This window comes from Cognatishimia coralii (assembly GCF_037478305.1).
Taxonomy (GTDB): domain Bacteria; phylum Pseudomonadota; class Alphaproteobacteria; order Rhodobacterales; family Rhodobacteraceae; genus Cognatishimia; species Cognatishimia coralii.
On sequence record NZ_JBBGAZ010000017.1, the window covers coordinates 15,779 to 30,080 of the forward strand.

Below are 14,302 nucleotides of genomic sequence, written 5' to 3' on the forward strand. Positions count from 1 at the left end.
TGTCTGGCTGCCGTTAACCTGCACAAAAGCCTAAAGGATGTGGAGCAATAATTTCTGGGTCTCAGACCAGAGGAGATGCGGCAAGACGTCCTTGCGCGTTGCCGTCACCATTGCTGCGACCTATATCTGAGGTGAACCAGGTGGAGAAAGACCATGTCCCAGTCCCCCGACACCCGCGCGCTTTATAATGGCGATTGCCCGGTCTGTAGCGCCGAGATGTGCCACTATGAGGACTACTCGAAACAACGTGACCTGCCGGTCGGTTTTGAAGACCTCAATCAAATCGATCTGGCGGAATGGGGCGTCACCGAGGATGAGGCGACCCGTCTTTTGCATGTGATGCACAAGGGGCAGCTTTTTGTCGGATGGGATGCGTTTCTTGTCCTTTGGGAGCAGATGCCGAGATACCGGCTCGCCGCGCGCATTACCCGTGTGCCCGGCATTTATCACATTTGTAGCTGGGGATACGCCAATATCGTCGCGCGGATTATCTACAATCGCCACATGCGCCGCAAAGCGCGCGGTTTGATCGGTGTAAAATGAAAAGCCCGCCGGTTGGGCGGGCTTTCCACAGATCCTAAGGATCTCAATCTTATTCTGCAGCCGCTTCTTCTTCGGCCAGACGCGCTTTGTCAGCTGCGCCTTTTGCATCAACGTCGCGCTCTACGAATTCGATGATCGCCATTGGCGCCATGTCGCCATAGCGGAAGCCCGCTTTCAGAACGCGGATGTAGCCACCCTTACGCTCAGCAAAACGTGGGCCGAGGACTTCGAACAGTTTCGCAACATGCTTGTCTTGCTTCAGCTGAGCGGCTGCCTGACGGCGTGCGTGCAGATCGCCGCGCTTGCCCAGGGTGATCAGTTTTTCAACGATCGGGCGCAGTTCTTTTGCTTTTGGCAGAGTTGTTTTGATCTGTTCGTGTTCGATCAGAGAGCCCGCCATGTTCGCGAACATCGCTTTACGGTGTTCGTGTGTACGGTTCAGGCGGCGGTAACCACGTGCGTGACGCATAATTTCATTCCTTTTTCAGTGGCCTTGCTTGGCCGGTACTTTGTCTGGCTTCTCATGCGTGGCGAGAAGCTCTCCTTGGGGCGGGATTGCCCATATCTTCCCCGGATGTCCGGGCATTTGAGGTGGGTGGCGGGCTAAAGCCCGCCCTACCCGTGTTTCGCGACGCTTAAAACGCGTCTTCGAATTTCTTCGCCAGATCTTCGATGTTGTCTGGTGGCCAGTCGTCCACGTCCATACCGAGGTGCAGACCCATGCCAGAGAGCACTTCTTTGATCTCGTTCAGAGACTTGCGGCCGAAGTTCGGCGTGCGCAGCATTTCTGCTTCGGTCTTCTGGATCAGATCGCCGATGTAAACGATGTTGTCGTTCTTCAGGCAGTTTGCGGAACGCACGGACAGTTCCAGCTCGTCCACTTTCTTCAGCAGAAGCGGGTTGAACTCGAGACCATCGTCTTCGTCCTGACGGCCAGCGGCTTCTGGTTCGTCGAAGTTCACGAAGATAGACAGCTGATCCTGCAGGATGCGAGCAGCGAATGCCAGCGCGTCCTCAGGGGTGATAGAGCCATCGGTTTCGATTTTCAGCGTCAGCTTGTCATAATCCAGAACCTGACCTTCACGGGTCGGCTGAACGTCATAGGACACTTTCTTGACCGGAGAATAAATCGCGTCGATTGGCATCAGGCCAATTGGTGCATCCTCGGGCTTGTTTTTGTCCGCAGAGACATAGCCTTTGCCGGTGTTGACGGTCAGTTCCATGTAAAGATCCGCGCCGTCATCGAGGTGACAGATAACGTGCTCTTTGTTCAGAACTTCGATGCCAGCCGAGTCAGAGATATCACCCGCAGTCACCGCACCAGGGCCTTTGGCATTGATCGACAGACGCTTAGGGCCTTCGACTTCCATGCGCAGAGCAACCTGCTTGAGGTTCAGGATGATGTCGGTGACATCTTCGCGAACGCCTGCGACCGACGAGAACTCGTGCAGAACGTTGTCGATCTGAACGGAGGTGATGGCCGCGCCTTGCAGGCTGCTCATCAGAACGCGGCGCAGCGCGTTGCCGAGCGTCAGGCCAAAACCGCGCTCCAGAGGTTCTGCGATGGCGGTTGCCGTGCGCATCGGGTCATTGCCCGGTTTAACTTCAAGCTGGGTTGGCTTGATAAGTTCTGCCCAGTTTTTGTGGATCATGCGTCCCTCCATTCTTGTTCAACCCCCATGATCAATCAGGGTCAAACGCCCGAGGTTTCAAAATGACGGACTGGGGCCGTGCAAAATTGCAGGGCCCCAGCGGGTAGTTCTATTAGACGCGGCGACGCTTTGGTGGGCGGCAGCCGTTGTGCGCGATTGGGGTCACATCACGGATCGAGGTGATGTTGAAACCGATCGCAGCCAGAGCGCGCAGTGCGGATTCACGGCCAGAACCTGGACCCTGAACTTCGACCTCAAGGGTCTTAACGCCGTGCTCTTGTGCTTTTTTGCCCGCGTCTTCCGCAGCCATCTGAGCGGCATAAGGCGTAGACTTACGAGAGCCTTTAAAGCCCATGGTGCCCGCAGAGGACCAGGAAATTGCGTTGCCCTGAACGTCAGAGATCAGGATCTTGGTGTTGTTGAAGGAAGAGTTCACATGCGCAACGCCTGCTGCGATGTTTTTCCGTTCCTTACGCTTGGTTACGCGACGATCACGTGCCATTGGTCAGACCCTCCCTTATTTCTTCTTACCAGCAATGGCCTTTGCAGGGCCTTTGCGAGTACGAGCGTTGGTGTGGGTACGCTGACCGCGAACCGGCAGGTTACGACGGTGACGCAGACCGCGGTAGCAGCCCAGGTCCATCAAGCGTTTGATGTTCATTTGCACTTCGCGGCGCAGGTCACCTTCTACGGTGTAGTTTGCGTCGATGTGCTCGCGGATGGCCAGAACCTCTGCGTCAGACAGTTCGTTCACACGACGGGTTTCGTCGATGTTGACTGCTTCGCAGATCGCTTTCGCGGAAGTATGGCCAATGCCGGTGATATAAGTGAGGGCGATCGGGACGCGCTTATGCGTCGGGATGTTCACGCCAGAAATACGTGCCACGTATGTCTTTCCTTTTCGTTGCGGTTCCGTAGCTCCAGAACCTTTTTTCACAACATAAGCCCGAGGCGTTTGTACCGTCGGGCTATAGCTGATCGAGGTGCTCTGCGCGGTGGGAGCGACCCACGTTGCCGAATTTGATTCTCCGAAGGAGATGGGTTGCTTTAAGGGGGAAACAAGGCTGGGTCAACCGTTTATCAACCTATTCCTTGCGCTCGGCAAAATTCACCAAAGCTCTGTAGTCAGATAGGTCAGATCTCCATGGATTGAAAGGCCTGCCCCATGCGTTTGATCAATCCGTCTTCGGTGCCGCCGATCAGAAGGTATTCATAGTCCCCGTGACTCCAGACGGCAGAGCTGAGGCCCTCAAGGCGCATTGTTTCCACCATCCCTGCAGCCATCTCGGGATCGTCCGACCGAATGATGCACAACGCAATCGGAACCCCGGTTTTGCTGGCGAAGGCCAATTGCACCAAAGGACGCCCTTCAAAGGCTAGCACCTGCGCGCGTTTGTAGTCCACTTCGGGAAAGGCCGTCAGTTGATCGAGTGCAAAGTCCTTGCCGATCACTGAAGATACACGATCCAGTTCAGTCGCATGCTGTTCAGGTGTCTGCGCGATATGATCCAGCGTCGCATGGGTATAAAGCGCCTGATAGGCCGCCACATAGGCCACCCAGCCCTCAAGAGGCTTGGACGCATTCCACGACCCCGCACCAAATCCAATCGCCAGTGCAAGGCTGGCCGCGACAGCAAGCCCGCCCCAAGCGCGGCGCGGTGCAGCGGGTGTCATCGTCTCAAGCTCTAGATCCGGCGCCTGCAGTAACTCAAAACTGTCCGCCAGAGCGTCCATATCCAGTTTGAGCGCATCCAGACGTGCGGCCAGAGCGCGATCCGTCCGCAAAGCCTCGCGGATCGCATCGACGGGCGCGTAATCCTCTTCGCCGTCCAAAAAGGCGACGAGTTCTTCGTCCGAGAAATGTCTATCTTGCATTGCTCAATCCTTCGTGGTCGCGAAACTTGCGTCCCAAATTTGCGCGTGCGGTGGCAAGACGGCTCATGACCGTTGCCAAGGGTATATTTAGTATTTCTGCCGCGGCCTTGTAAGAGTAGCCTTCGACATAGACCAGAAATACCGTGGCCCGCTGGGCCTCTGGCAAGCCTAGCACAGATTTCAGCACCTCTTTGCGATCGTAAGCACGTTCCGGGTTTTGCGCTGGGTCGGGGATCTCGGATACGTCGATCACCGGCAGCCCCCCTCCTTTGCGAACCCTGTCTTTGCGCAATTCACTGATCCAAAGATTATGCGTAATCCGAAACATCCAACGGTCCAAATGCGAGCCCACCTTGAACTGGCTGGCCTTTTCAATCGCGCGCAGACAGGCTGCCTGGGCGAGGTCATCCGCGCCGTCTCTGGACCCTGTGAGGGAAAACGCATAGCGCCAGATACGGGGGAAGACCTCGGGCAATCCAGCTTGAACCTCTTTTTGAGGGTTCTGGCGACGCAAAGATCTTAGCATTTCGCTGTTAGAGGCTTCCTTGGACTACTCGGTTTCCATTTCACTCTGCAAATAGGCGATCAGATCGTCAACTTGCTCGGGCTTCTTCAGACCTGAAAACGCCATCGAGGTTCGAGGCACAACATCCTTGGGCTTGGTCAGAAACGCCGACAGCGTTTCTACGTCCCAGGTCAAACCCGCCTCGGCCATCGCTTTGGAGTAGCGAAAATCCGGGTTCGCGCCAGAGGCTGCATCAATGATGTTGTAAAGCGTTGGTCCAACTTTGTTGTCCGCTGGCTTTAGGCTGTGGCAGGCCTTGCATTTCTTAAAGACCTTCTTGCCCGCTTTGATATCGCCTTCAGCCATTGCTGCCGTCGACAGAGCGGCCAGTGCCGCTGCCATAAGTGCAATTTTCTTCATCGTCATACTCCAATTTGCCCCGGGGTGCCTCATGGGGACGCGACACCCCGGAACGGTGGGATTACTTTTCAAAGACCATGCGAACGGTCGCCGGGCTGACGCGGGTGATACCCGGCAGCTTGGCCAGCTCCATCAGCTTATCGACGCCTGCATTCACGCCGATATCCGCGGTGGACAGCATGATGATGTCAGAGGTCGTGACCAGAACGCGGTCCTCAGAAAGGCGCGCAACAAAAAGCTCGGTTTCGATGTCCGAGGTGACACCTGCAAGACTGAGCGTGCCTTCGAAATCTGTGACGGTGGTCGCGCCGACAGCAAGCTCGCTCACGTCATCCATATCGACAGAGCCATTCAGTTCGGCAACAGCGTCCATACCCTTAAAGACATGTTCGATCATACGCTCGTTGCGGATGTCGATATTGGTTTCAACAGAGCCCAACTGGATGGTAATCGCAACGTCGCCACTGTCGCTGACGGTGCCCGCAACATCGCTAAAAGTGTGAACTTCGCCCACGACATCCTTCTTTACAGAGCCGAATGCGATCAGACTTTCATCGCCAACAGATTTCCAGGCTGCGTGCCCCCCAGCAAAGGCCGGTGCCGCCAGAACCACAGCTGCTACGGCTGCTGTCATCAGTTTTTTCATGGTGTTTCCTCCCAAGGATTTGTATTCCGTCGTATTCCGTTCTGAGAGGTCAACGCGCCGGGTCGGAAAACTATTCAAAACTTTTTTGAGAAAGTTCGAAAAAAGAAAAAGCCCCCGGAAATCCGAGGGCTTTTCCAAATCTCTTTGGCTGGATTTAGCCGAGGATCTTGGCAATCGAGCCCTGAACCTCTTCGATCGATGCAAGCCCATCGATGGACTGCAGATCGCCCTTGGCGTGGTAGTAGCCAATCAGCGGGCTGGTCTTTTTGTAGTATTCCATCAGGCGGATCTTGAGGCTTTCCTCATTGTCATCCGCCCGCGCAGTTCCACCGGCTGCAACCGCGTCACGAGCGCGACCTACGATGCGTTCCACGAGGACATCATCCTCAACCTGCATCTCGATCACTGCGTCCAGCTTTTCGCCAAACTCATTCAGCAGCGCCTCAAGCGCATCGGCTTGCGCGAGCGTCCGAGGAAAGCCGTCAAAGATGAAGCCGCCCTTTTTGTCGCCTTCCAGCTTTTCGCGGATCAGGCCGATGACGATTTCGTCGGTGACCAGCTCGCCGCGGTCCATTACCTCGGCCACGCGCTTGCCCATTTCGGTACCAGACGTCTTGGCGGCACGTAGCATGTCGCCAGTGGACAGTTGGATCATATCGCGGGTTTCAACCAGGTGACCCGCTTGGGTCCCTTTACCTGCGCCCGGTGGGCCAAGCAGAATAATATTCATCGACGAGCAGCTCCCTTTTTGCCGCGTCGTTTCCCTTTTCCGCGCAGCTGTGATTTCTCGATCAGGCCTTCATATTGATGCGCCAGCAAGTGGCTTTGGACCTGTTGAATGGTGTCCATGGTGACCGAGACAACGATCAGCACGGAGGTGCCGCCAAAATAGAAAGGAATTGCCAGTTGGCCACGGAGAATCTCTGGAAGGAGACAAACTGCCGCAAGGTAGCCAGCACCCAGAACCAAGACGCGGTTCACAACATACTCAAGATACTCGGCCGTTTTCGCGCCTGGACGGATGCCAGGAATAAAGCCGTTTTGGTTCTTCAGGTTGTCCGCAACGTCATCGACTTTGAAGGAGACGTTGAAGGTGTAGAAATACGCGAAGAAAACGATCATGCCAGCGAAGAACAACAGATAGAGCGGCTGACCCGGGCCAAAATAGGCCAGAATGGTCGACATAATCACGCCGGTGTTGTTGCCAGAAAACGTCGAGATCGTTGTTGGCAAGAGCAGCAAAGAGCTCGCGAAGATCGCAGGGATAACGCCTGATGGGTTGACCTTAACAGGCAGGTGGGACGAGCCACCGTCATACATCTTCATCCCGACCTGACGGCGTGGGTATTGGATGTGGATTTTGCGCAAAGCGCGCTCCATGAAGACCACGAAGGCGATGGTGGCGACGACCATGACGATCACGCCAACGATCACAGCAGGGCTGATCGCACCAGAGCGACCAGAGGCAAAGAACTGCGCCAAGGCTGCTGGGATCTCGGCGATGATGCCCACGAAGATGATCAGAGAGATACCGTTGCCGATGCCGCGCGCGGTGATCTGCTCACCCAACCACATCAGGAACATGGTGCCGCCAACCAGCGTGACCATGCAGGACACGATAAAGAAGCCGCCTGGGTTGGTGACAAGCTCACCCGACTGCAGGGAAACAGCCAGACCGTAGGACTGCAGCGTCGCCAAGAACACCGTACCATAGCGGGTGTATTGGTTGATTTTCTTACGGCCCTGCTCGCCTTCTTTCTTCAATTGCTCCAGGGCTGGAACCATCGAGGTCAGAAGCTGAACGATAATCGAGGCCGAAATGTAAGGCATGATGCCCAGAGCAAAGATCCCCATCCGGCCCAAGGCGCCGCCGGTGAACATGGTCAGGATACCACCGATACCGCCAGCGGCCTGTTCCATGAATTCACGAAGCGCGATCGAGTCGATACCAGGCACCGGAATAAAGGTGCCGAGACGATAAACGATCAACAGCCCGATGGTGAAAAAGATGCGGTTGCGAAGATCAGTCGCTTTGCCCAATGCGGACCAACTGGTGTTCGCCGCCATTTGCTCTGCTGCAGATACCATTAGGATCTCTCTTTGAATGCGAACGCCGCCAAGAGCTTTCGGCTCTGGCGGCGTCTAAGAAAACTCAGAGGACTATGTAAGCGGTCAATTGCCCGCTCACAACCTCTTATTCAGCTGCTGCCGCGGATGTGACTGTCAGAGAGCCACCCGCTTTTTCAACAGCTTCAACGGCAGATTTGGATGCGCCGGTCACTTCGATAGTAACTTTCGCGGAAATCTCGCCCTTCGCCAGAACGCGAACGCCGTCTTTCACGCGGCGGACCAGACCGGAAGCAACCAGAGCTTCTTCGGTGATGGTCGCGGATGCGTCCAGTTTCTTGTCGTCGATGAATTTCTGGATCAGGCCCAGGTTTACAACAGCGAATGCCTTGCGGTTTGGCTTGTTGAAGCCACGCTTAGGCAGACGTTGATACAAAGGCATTTGGCCGCCTTCGTAACCGTTGATTGCAACACCGGAACGGGATTTTTGGCCTTTGATACCACGGCCACCCATTTTACCTTTGCCGGAACCCGGACCACGGCCAACGCGCATACGTTTCTTGGCGGCACCTGGGTTGTCGCGCAACTCGTGCAGTTTCATATCGCTTCTCCTTTGCCGGAACTGACCCCTGAAGCGTAAGCGGGCCAAACACGGCTTTTCTTGATTGTTGATTCTGTGACGAGACTCGCCACCGGGGGCGTATAGACCTTCGTTTTGACCAATGCAAGCGTGGGCTGCTTTATTGGAACCGCCCATAAGCCACAGGTCGCGCGACGGAAATTGACGCGTGCGCCGTTTAATCTCTGACCATCAGAGGAGATCGACATGAAAGCAGTTTCAATCGCCCTATGCGCCTTGTTGCCGGTAGCAGCTTTAGCCGAGATTCCAGCGCTGCAGACGCCTGCGCCGGTATTATTTCTGGCCGACAATTTGGATGAGCCTGACGCGCTGGGATATTGTTTGGATACAGTTGGCCGCGGCCTGTCTGATCGCGCGCATTTGCATTCCTGCAAACCGCGCGGCGGGGATGTTCAGTTCATGTATGCCGATCAAGGGCAGATCAAATCCGCCACTTTTGACGACCTTTGCCTTGATGTTGCAAACGGATTTGCGCTGACACGTTGCACCGGTGGCGCGGGACAGGTTTTTACCTGGTCAGACACGGCGGAACTGCGGCTGGCCGCCGTCCCGGAACTATGCCTCGCGAGCGCCCCTGAAAGCCGGCGTGCGGGGCCGTTTGTCGCGCGCGATCTTGTACTGGCGGACTGCGAAACAACTCCTGTCGACCTAAAGACCTGGGTCTATCTTTCAGAATAAGCCGAGGCACAAAAAAACGCCCTCAAGATTTGAGAGCGTTCTTTGAACCGTGAGTGGTGGTTTTACTTGCCTGCAACATGTGCGCGGGCGATGTCTTCGATGTCGCCCCGACGGATGCCGATGTCGGCCAGTTCGCGGTCGCTCAGACCGTTGAGCTCGCGGAAAGTTTCATTGAACTTCTGCTGCTCAAGGCGTGCTTCGCGATAGGTTGCAATGAAAGCCTGCACGCGACGTGCAAAGCCAAAATCCGTTTCGATGTTTGTGATGGCCTGTGCCATGATATTTTCCTTTAATTTCGGACCGGAACGTATTTTCCGGCAATCTTGTGTTTGTCCTTTTGACACGCTTCAGATAGCGCCATGTTAGCGCCCAAACAACGCACATTCCCGCTGTAGCACTATGCAGAAAATGCAAGGCTACGGCGGTTGGTCGACAAGCCTCACTCAATCCCGCTGAAAGCCTGCTTTTAAAAACAAAATCGCCCCCGACGACGCGAGGGCGACTAAAATTTGGGGAGTGTTGGCCTGATTACTTCAGGTACGCGTGCTCGTAAGCGATGCTAGAGATAGACGCGCGGGACAAGCCCAGATCCGCCAGTTCACGGTTGCTCAGGGACTGCAGCTCGGACACGGTTTTGTTGTATTCCGCGCGGCGTGCCAGGTATTCTTGAACGGAGGAAATTGCAGAGCGCACATAGGCGACAACTGGGTTTGCAGATGGGGCGACAGATACAGCGTTAGCCATGGACTTAATCCTTCATACGGTGACCGGAACCCGGCCAGTGTTTATCTCTCCTCCACTTACGCCATTAATTAATGCGCGGATCGCAACCCAACAATCGCCAAAAGCGTCAGGCCGCTATGCGCCATTTGCATAGCTGTTTTGGGTGTTCTGTTTTAGAGCAGGGTATCGCGCACTTCGATCTGCATTGGAGCCAATTGCTGTTGCTCCAATGGTGCGGTCAGAATGAACACCCATTCTCCGCTTTGCCACCTGAGGGACGTCAGGCCTTGGTCTTCCAGCACCTGCACGTCGGTGGTCTCGTCCTGATCGAGACGGGTCATGAAAAGGGTGACGCGTTTGCCATCCGCGGTTTCATACATGTATTGCGCCGCTGCGCGGTCATCAAAGGGCAGCATGCGTCCGCCAAGGAAGGTCAGACCAAAGGCAGACAGATTGGGCACCGTCATCTCGCGGCCCATCCGATCCGCAAGCCAAGTCTGTAGGTGCTCGGTCTCATCCGCCGTCACCTCGACCGCGTGGCGTTTCTCGGCCGCAAAGACGCGGTGAGAATTGGTCGCGCCCATAGTGGCCTGCACGATGATGGTGGTCTGAGGGTTTGTCGTGAATTGGCTGAGGCCATAGCCCCCGACTCCGCCGAAGGCGAAGACCGCGAGCATGGCGGCGATCCGCAGGCCGGGCCATCGATTTGCATTGGCCGCTGAGCTTGCCGAAATAAGCGCATCCAAATGAGCATCTGATGGCGTCGGAATGGACGATGCAAAGAGCTGATCGGTCGCGGACCACCTCTCAATGCGGGCAACCAGCGCTGGGTCCGCTTCCATCTCGGCTTCAAACGCGGCGCGATCCGCCTCAGACATCTGATTGTCCAGATAGGCGCTGATCTTTTCTTCTATGTTGCGATAGTCCGTCATGTCGCGCTCCGAATGCCGGGCACCTGAGGGGCCGCCTCTTTGTTCAAAAACGCCCGCGCCCGCGATATCCGAGACATAATCGTCCCAATGGGAACGTCCAGCACCTCGGAGGCCTGCGCGTAGCTGAGGCCCCCAATTGAGACCAGCAACAACGGTTGGCGTTGCTCATCGGGCAGGTCGTTCATGCGTTTCATCACAGCGCGCAGTTCCGAGCGGGCCTCAATGGTGCGATCATCCGCGCCGATATCGAAATCGTCCTCCATCGCCACTTCCTGCGCGCGCGCCTTGGCACGGTATTTGTCACGAAAGATGTTGAGTTCGATTTTCATGAGCCATGGCCTGAGAGGGTGTAGCGCGTCCCAGAGGGAGCGTTTGAGAATGCCTCTTTCGACCGTGTCTTGGACCAGATCATCTGTCTGGTGATGCGCGCGGGTCAGCGAAAACCCATACCTCCATAGGTGCGGGAGCGACTCCTTAAGCTGCGCATCAAATGTGGCCATAAAGGGCCTCCGTAAAAGGGCGGCGAGCGGCCCGGGGAAGCCGCCCGCCAGCAAAACCGATTAAGGCTTTGCGATGTGCCAGGTGCCTCCGACGCCGTCGCCTGTCGTTTGACCAGGCTTCTTGTCTTGTACCCAAAGGTACAAAGGTTGGTCGTTATACGCTACCTGTTGATCCCCATTTTTGCGGGAAATCACGCTGAAGCCCTCGGGCAGCGCGTCGGCCTTGCCTTCAAGGATCAGTGGAGGCCAAGCTTTGGCGCAGCCTGCGTTGCAGTTGGATTTGCCAGCATCGTCCTTGTCAAAGGTGTAAAGCGTCATGTCGTGACCATCGGTGAAATAGCCTGCGTCAGACAGTTTCACATCTTTGTGGCCATGGCCCGCTGCATAAGAGGTGCAGGCGGTGACGGACAAAGCAGCGGCAGTCGCGATAATCATAAAACGGTTCATTGTTTGGGCTCCTAAGTAAAAAACTGGGCTGCGTTCATGCAGCGGATACTTCACTTACGAGCAGGGGCGGATTTTATTCCCGCATTCCCAAACTTTTTTTTTAAAAAAAGAAAAAGCCCCCGAAAAATCGGAGGCTTTTCAAAGCTTTAGTTGAAAAAGAAACTTAGTCTTTTTCTTCGATGATTTTCACCATGTGTGGGATCTTGTTGATCATGCCACGTACCGAAGGCGTATCCTCCAGCTCACGGGTTTTGTTCATCTTGTTCAGGCCCAGGCCGATCAGAGTTGCGCGCTGATCTGCTGGACGACGGATCGGAGACCCGATCTGTTTTACAACGATAGTCTTAGCCATTGATCAAGCTCCTTACGCTTCTGCTTCCGCAGGTGCTTCGTCCTTTTTCAGGATGTCAGCAACTTTTTTGCCACGACGCGCTGCAACGTGACGAGGGGAAGATTCCTTGCCCAGGCCGTTAATGGTTGCGCGGATCATGTTGTAAGGGTTCTGAGACCCGATGGACTTAGAGACAACGTCTTTAACACCCAGCATCTCAAATACCGCACGCATTGGACCACCGGCGATGATACCGGTACCTTCTGGCGCTGTGCGCATGATGACTTTGCCTGCGCCGTGACGACCTTCGATGTCGTGGTGCAGAGTACGGCCTTCACGCAGAGGGACGCGGATCATTTGACGTTTCGCTTGCTCGGTCGCTTTGCGGATCGCTTCAGGTACTTCTTTCGCTTTACCTTTACCGAAACCTACGCGGCCTTTTTGGTCGCCAACGACAACCAGAGCAGCAAAGCCAAAGCGCTTACCGCCTTTAACGGTTTTGCTGACGCGGTTGATCGCGACCAAGCGGTCTGCGAATTCTGGGGTTTCTTCTTCGCGGTTGCGACCGCGACCCCGGCGGTTTTCACGTTCTGCCATGTGGCATTCCTTTGTGTTCTGGCGCGTTTGGGCGCCGTGAAATCCAATCCTGGTGAGCCATGCCGAAACACGGCCCCCGGATCATCGGGAGGACGCGAACGTCCTCCGCAGTACTTAGACTTTCAGGCCACCTTCACGCGCAGCGTCGGCCAGAGCCTTCACTTTGCCGTGGAAGAGACGACCGCCCCGGTCGAAATACGCTTCGGTGTAGCCAGCTTTGACTGCACGTTCTGCGATCGCAGCGCCCACTTTGGTTGCTGTTTCGATGTTGTTCTTGCCGTTGCTGATGTCTTTTTCCAAAGAGGAAGCAGAAACCAGAGTCACGCCTTGAACGTCGTCGATCAGCTGTGCGCTGATGTTTTTGTTGGAGCGGTTCACGGACAAGCGCAGCTTGCCAACGTTGACCTTGCGAAGTTTGTTCCGGACGCGCAGGCGGCGCTTGAGGAACAGTTCCCGTTTGCTGTTTGCCATTTGTCTGGTCCTTACTTCTTCTTACCTTCCTTGCGGAAGATATACTCGTCTTTGTATTTGATGCCCTTGCCCTTGTAAGGCTCTGGCTTACGCCATTCGCGGATGTTTGCCGCGACTTGGCCAACGAGTTGTGGATCGGTGCCTTCGATGATGATCTCAGTCGGCTTCGGTGCGGTGACCGTTACGCCGGCTGGAACTTCAAAGTTGACGTCGTGGGACAGGCCCAATGCCAGTTTCAGAGTGTTGCCCTGCATCTGTGCACGATAACCAACACCAACGATCTCGAGCTCTTTTTTGAAGCCCTGGGTCACGCCGGTGACGAGGTTCTGAACCATAGTGCGGGACATGCCCCACTGTTGACGTGCACGCTTGGACTTGCCGCGCGGCGTAACCGCGACAGCGTTGTCCTCAACTGCGAGGGTCACATCATCGGTTGCGGTGAAGCTATGGGTCGCTTTTGGGCCCTTAACTTCGATGGTCTGGCCGGAGACAGAGGCAGTTACGCCTGCTGGCAGCTCGACCGGTTTTTTACCAATACGAGACATTCAGCTTCTCCTTAGAAGACCGTGCAAAGCACTTCGCCGCCAACATTGTTGGAGCGCGCGCTTGCGTCAGACATCACACCTTTGGAGGTGGAGACAATCGACACACCCAGGCCCTGACGGACGGTTGGGATGTCATTGACGCTCATGTAAACGCGACGACCAGGTTTAGAAACCCGCTTCAACTCGCGAATAACAGGAGTGCCTTCGAAGTACTTCAGGCTGATTTCCAATGCTGGATGGCCGTCGGCACCAGTGGTTGCTTCGTAGCCGCGGATGTAGCCTTCGTCGGCCAGTACATCCAGAACCCAGCCGCGCAGTTTAGATGCAGGGGTCGAGACAGTACTCTTGCCGCGCATTTGACCGTTACGGATACGGGTCAGCATATCACCGATAGGATCGTTCATAATGCTCTCTCCTTACCAGCTAGATTTAACCATGCCAGGGATCTGACCAGCAGAACCCAGCTCGCGCAGCGCGATACGGGAGACCTTGAGCTTACGGTAGTAAGCGTGAGGACGACCGGTCAGCTGACAGCGGTTGTGAAGACGTGTCGCCGAGCTATTGCGCGGCAGTTTCGCCAGTTTCAGACGCGCTTTGAAACGCTCTTCCATTGGCTTGCTTTCGTCGTTTGCGATCTCTTTAAGTGCGGCACGTTTGGCAGCATATTTTGCAACCAAAGCTTCGCGCTTTTTCTCGCGTGCGATCATAGATTTTTTAGCCATGATATCCT

Annotated in this window: 24 protein-coding genes; 2 read left to right on the plus strand and 22 right to left on the minus strand. The window is 55.5% G+C overall.

The window, feature by feature from the left end; genetic code table 11:
• The first annotated feature begins 153 nt into the window (after positions 1-153).
• On the plus strand, positions 154-543 hold the full coding sequence (locus WG622_RS17710; protein WP_339404732.1) for a thiol-disulfide oxidoreductase DCC family protein: 390 nt from the start codon (positions 154-156) through the stop codon (positions 541-543).
• 49 nt (positions 544-592) lie between these two features.
• On the opposite strand, the gene rplQ is transcribed toward WG622_RS17710, so the two are convergent.
• The 11 genes from rplQ to rplO form a co-directional block, all read right to left on the minus strand.
• The gene (rplQ, locus tag WG622_RS17715; RefSeq protein ID WP_209355425.1) at positions 593-1,012 is read right to left on the minus strand and encodes a 50S ribosomal protein L17; all 420 of its coding nucleotides are present in this window, start codon (positions 1,010-1,012) and stop codon (positions 593-595) included.
• 166 nt (positions 1,013-1,178) lie between these two features.
• A complete protein-coding gene (locus WG622_RS17720) occupies positions 1,179-2,195 on the minus strand; it encodes a DNA-directed RNA polymerase subunit alpha (protein WP_209355424.1) in 1,017 nt (338 codons plus the stop codon).
• Positions 2,196-2,307: 112 nt separating this feature from the next.
• Positions 2,308-2,697, minus strand: a complete 390-nt coding sequence (rpsK, locus tag WG622_RS17725) for a 30S ribosomal protein S11 (protein ID WP_209355423.1) — start codon at positions 2,695-2,697, stop codon at positions 2,308-2,310.
• A gap of 15 nt (positions 2,698-2,712) precedes the next feature.
• Positions 2,713-3,081: a 30S ribosomal protein S13 gene (gene rpsM, locus WG622_RS17730; protein ID WP_209355422.1), complete on the minus strand. Its 369-nt coding sequence runs from the start codon at positions 3,079-3,081 to the stop codon at positions 2,713-2,715.
• Positions 3,082-3,329: 248 nt separating this feature from the next.
• Entirely contained in the window at positions 3,330-4,070 is a 741-nt protein-coding gene (locus WG622_RS17735) for an anti-sigma factor (protein WP_339404733.1), read from the minus strand.
• Complete coding sequence (locus WG622_RS17740) at positions 4,060-4,596, minus strand: RNA polymerase sigma factor (protein WP_339404734.1); 537 nt, start codon at positions 4,594-4,596, stop codon at positions 4,060-4,062. The genes WG622_RS17735 and WG622_RS17740 overlap by 11 nt, the downstream gene beginning before the upstream one ends.
• A 24-nt stretch (positions 4,597-4,620) precedes the next feature.
• Positions 4,621-4,995 (minus strand): c-type cytochrome, encoded by a 375-nt coding sequence (locus tag WG622_RS17745; protein ID WP_339404735.1) that lies wholly within the window; start codon positions 4,993-4,995, stop codon positions 4,621-4,623.
• 61 nt (positions 4,996-5,056) lie between these two features.
• A complete protein-coding gene (locus WG622_RS17750) occupies positions 5,057-5,641 on the minus strand; it encodes a YceI family protein (protein WP_339404736.1) in 585 nt (194 codons plus the stop codon).
• Between the two features lie 154 nt (positions 5,642-5,795).
• Positions 5,796-6,371: an adenylate kinase gene (locus WG622_RS17755; protein WP_339404737.1), complete on the minus strand. Its 576-nt coding sequence runs from the start codon at positions 6,369-6,371 to the stop codon at positions 5,796-5,798.
• The gene (secY, locus tag WG622_RS17760) at positions 6,368-7,729 is read right to left on the minus strand and encodes a preprotein translocase subunit SecY (RefSeq protein ID WP_339404738.1); all 1,362 of its coding nucleotides are present in this window, start codon (positions 7,727-7,729) and stop codon (positions 6,368-6,370) included. Before secY ends, WG622_RS17755 begins: the two co-directional genes overlap by 4 nt.
• 106 nt (positions 7,730-7,835) lie before the next feature.
• Complete coding sequence (gene rplO, locus WG622_RS17765) at positions 7,836-8,309, minus strand: 50S ribosomal protein L15 (RefSeq protein WP_339404739.1); 474 nt, start codon at positions 8,307-8,309, stop codon at positions 7,836-7,838.
• A gap of 225 nt (positions 8,310-8,534) precedes the next feature.
• On the opposite strand from rplO, the gene WG622_RS17770 reads away from it, so the two are divergent.
• The gene (locus WG622_RS17770; RefSeq protein ID WP_339404740.1) at positions 8,535-9,026 is read left to right on the plus strand and encodes a ricin-type beta-trefoil lectin domain protein; all 492 of its coding nucleotides are present in this window, start codon (positions 8,535-8,537) and stop codon (positions 9,024-9,026) included.
• Positions 9,027-9,088: 62 nt separating this feature from the next.
• Here the strand turns inward: WG622_RS17770 and WG622_RS17775 are convergent, their stop codons facing one another.
• From WG622_RS17775 to rpsN, 11 genes are all read right to left on the minus strand, one after another.
• Positions 9,089-9,304: a DUF1127 domain-containing protein gene (locus WG622_RS17775; protein ID WP_209355413.1), complete on the minus strand. Its 216-nt coding sequence runs from the start codon at positions 9,302-9,304 to the stop codon at positions 9,089-9,091.
• A 250-nt stretch (positions 9,305-9,554) separates the two neighbouring features.
• Positions 9,555-9,770 carry a DUF1127 domain-containing protein gene (locus tag WG622_RS17780; RefSeq protein ID WP_209355412.1) on the minus strand — a complete coding sequence of 72 codons (216 nt, stop codon included), beginning with the start codon at positions 9,768-9,770 and terminating at the stop codon, positions 9,555-9,557.
• A 152-nt stretch (positions 9,771-9,922) separates the two neighbouring features.
• Positions 9,923-10,681, minus strand: coding sequence for an anti-sigma factor family protein (locus tag WG622_RS17785; protein WP_339404741.1), 759 nt, complete (start codon positions 10,679-10,681; stop codon positions 9,923-9,925).
• Entirely contained in the window at positions 10,678-11,181 is a 504-nt protein-coding gene (locus WG622_RS17790; protein ID WP_339404742.1) for an RNA polymerase sigma factor, read from the minus strand. The genes WG622_RS17785 and WG622_RS17790 overlap by 4 nt, the downstream gene beginning before the upstream one ends.
• A gap of 60 nt (positions 11,182-11,241) precedes the next feature.
• Entirely contained in the window at positions 11,242-11,628 is a 387-nt protein-coding gene (locus tag WG622_RS17795) for a COG4315 family predicted lipoprotein (RefSeq protein ID WP_245168632.1), read from the minus strand.
• A gap of 163 nt (positions 11,629-11,791) precedes the next feature.
• Positions 11,792-11,980 (minus strand): 50S ribosomal protein L30, encoded by a 189-nt coding sequence (gene rpmD / locus WG622_RS17800; protein ID WP_058313877.1) that lies wholly within the window; start codon positions 11,978-11,980, stop codon positions 11,792-11,794.
• A gap of 12 nt (positions 11,981-11,992) precedes the next feature.
• A complete protein-coding gene (gene rpsE / locus WG622_RS17805; protein ID WP_339404743.1) occupies positions 11,993-12,556 on the minus strand; it encodes a 30S ribosomal protein S5 in 564 nt (187 codons plus the stop codon).
• Positions 12,557-12,670: 114 nt separating this feature from the next.
• Entirely contained in the window at positions 12,671-13,027 is a 357-nt protein-coding gene (gene rplR / locus WG622_RS17810) for a 50S ribosomal protein L18 (RefSeq protein ID WP_209355408.1), read from the minus strand.
• Between the two features lie 11 nt (positions 13,028-13,038).
• Positions 13,039-13,572, minus strand: coding sequence for a 50S ribosomal protein L6 (gene rplF / locus WG622_RS17815; RefSeq protein WP_209355407.1), 534 nt, complete (start codon positions 13,570-13,572; stop codon positions 13,039-13,041).
• A gap of 11 nt (positions 13,573-13,583) precedes the next feature.
• Positions 13,584-13,976 (minus strand): 30S ribosomal protein S8, encoded by a 393-nt coding sequence (gene rpsH, locus WG622_RS17820; RefSeq protein ID WP_209355406.1) that lies wholly within the window; start codon positions 13,974-13,976, stop codon positions 13,584-13,586.
• A 12-nt stretch (positions 13,977-13,988) separates the two neighbouring features.
• Complete coding sequence (rpsN, locus tag WG622_RS17825) at positions 13,989-14,294, minus strand: 30S ribosomal protein S14 (RefSeq protein ID WP_339404744.1); 306 nt, start codon at positions 14,292-14,294, stop codon at positions 13,989-13,991.
• Positions 14,295-14,302 lie beyond the last annotated feature (8 nt).

Bases quoted from the DNA above. Each gene is read 5' to 3' on its own strand.
- WG622_RS17710 (WP_339404732.1), top strand. From the start codon at position 154: ATGTCCCAGTCCCCCGACACCCGCGCGCTTTATAATGGCGATTGCCCG.
- rplQ (WP_209355425.1), bottom strand. From the start codon at position 1,012: ATGCGTCACGCACGTGGTTACCGCCGCCTGAACCGTACACACGAACAC.
- WG622_RS17720 (WP_209355424.1), bottom strand. From the start codon at position 2,195: ATGATCCACAAAAACTGGGCAGAACTTATCAAGCCAACCCAGCTTGAA.
- rpsK (WP_209355423.1), bottom strand. From the start codon at position 2,697: ATGGCACGTGATCGTCGCGTAACCAAGCGTAAGGAACGGAAAAACATC.
- WG622_RS17735 (WP_339404733.1), bottom strand. From the start codon at position 4,070: ATGCAAGATAGACATTTCTCGGACGAAGAACTCGTCGCCTTTTTGGAC.
- WG622_RS17740 (WP_339404734.1), bottom strand. From the start codon at position 4,596: ATGCTAAGATCTTTGCGTCGCCAGAACCCTCAAAAAGAGGTTCAAGCT.
- WG622_RS17745 (WP_339404735.1), bottom strand. From the start codon at position 4,995: ATGAAGAAAATTGCACTTATGGCAGCGGCACTGGCCGCTCTGTCGACG.
- WG622_RS17750 (WP_339404736.1), bottom strand. From the start codon at position 5,641: ATGAAAAAACTGATGACAGCAGCCGTAGCAGCTGTGGTTCTGGCGGCA.
- WG622_RS17755 (WP_339404737.1), bottom strand. From the start codon at position 6,371: ATGAATATTATTCTGCTTGGCCCACCGGGCGCAGGTAAAGGGACCCAA.
- secY (WP_339404738.1), bottom strand. From the start codon at position 7,729: ATGGTATCTGCAGCAGAGCAAATGGCGGCGAACACCAGTTGGTCCGCA.
- rplO (WP_339404739.1), bottom strand. From the start codon at position 8,309: ATGAAACTGCACGAGTTGCGCGACAACCCAGGTGCCGCCAAGAAACGT.
- WG622_RS17770 (WP_339404740.1), top strand. From the start codon at position 8,535: ATGAAAGCAGTTTCAATCGCCCTATGCGCCTTGTTGCCGGTAGCAGCT.
- WG622_RS17775 (WP_209355413.1), bottom strand. From the start codon at position 9,304: ATGGCACAGGCCATCACAAACATCGAAACGGATTTTGGCTTTGCACGT.
- WG622_RS17780 (WP_209355412.1), bottom strand. From the start codon at position 9,770: ATGGCTAACGCTGTATCTGTCGCCCCATCTGCAAACCCAGTTGTCGCC.
- WG622_RS17785 (WP_339404741.1), bottom strand. From the start codon at position 10,681: ATGACGGACTATCGCAACATAGAAGAAAAGATCAGCGCCTATCTGGAC.
- WG622_RS17790 (WP_339404742.1), bottom strand. From the start codon at position 11,181: ATGGCCACATTTGATGCGCAGCTTAAGGAGTCGCTCCCGCACCTATGG.
- WG622_RS17795 (WP_245168632.1), bottom strand. From the start codon at position 11,628: ATGAACCGTTTTATGATTATCGCGACTGCCGCTGCTTTGTCCGTCACC.
- rpmD (WP_058313877.1), bottom strand. From the start codon at position 11,980: ATGGCTAAGACTATCGTTGTAAAACAGATCGGGTCTCCGATCCGTCGT.
- rpsE (WP_339404743.1), bottom strand. From the start codon at position 12,556: ATGGCAGAACGTGAAAACCGCCGGGGTCGCGGTCGCAACCGCGAAGAA.
- rplR (WP_209355408.1), bottom strand. From the start codon at position 13,027: ATGGCAAACAGCAAACGGGAACTGTTCCTCAAGCGCCGCCTGCGCGTC.
- rplF (WP_209355407.1), bottom strand. From the start codon at position 13,572: ATGTCTCGTATTGGTAAAAAACCGGTCGAGCTGCCAGCAGGCGTAACT.
- rpsH (WP_209355406.1), bottom strand. From the start codon at position 13,976: ATGAACGATCCTATCGGTGATATGCTGACCCGTATCCGTAACGGTCAA.
- rpsN (WP_339404744.1), bottom strand. From the start codon at position 14,294: ATGGCTAAAAAATCTATGATCGCACGCGAGAAAAAGCGCGAAGCTTTG.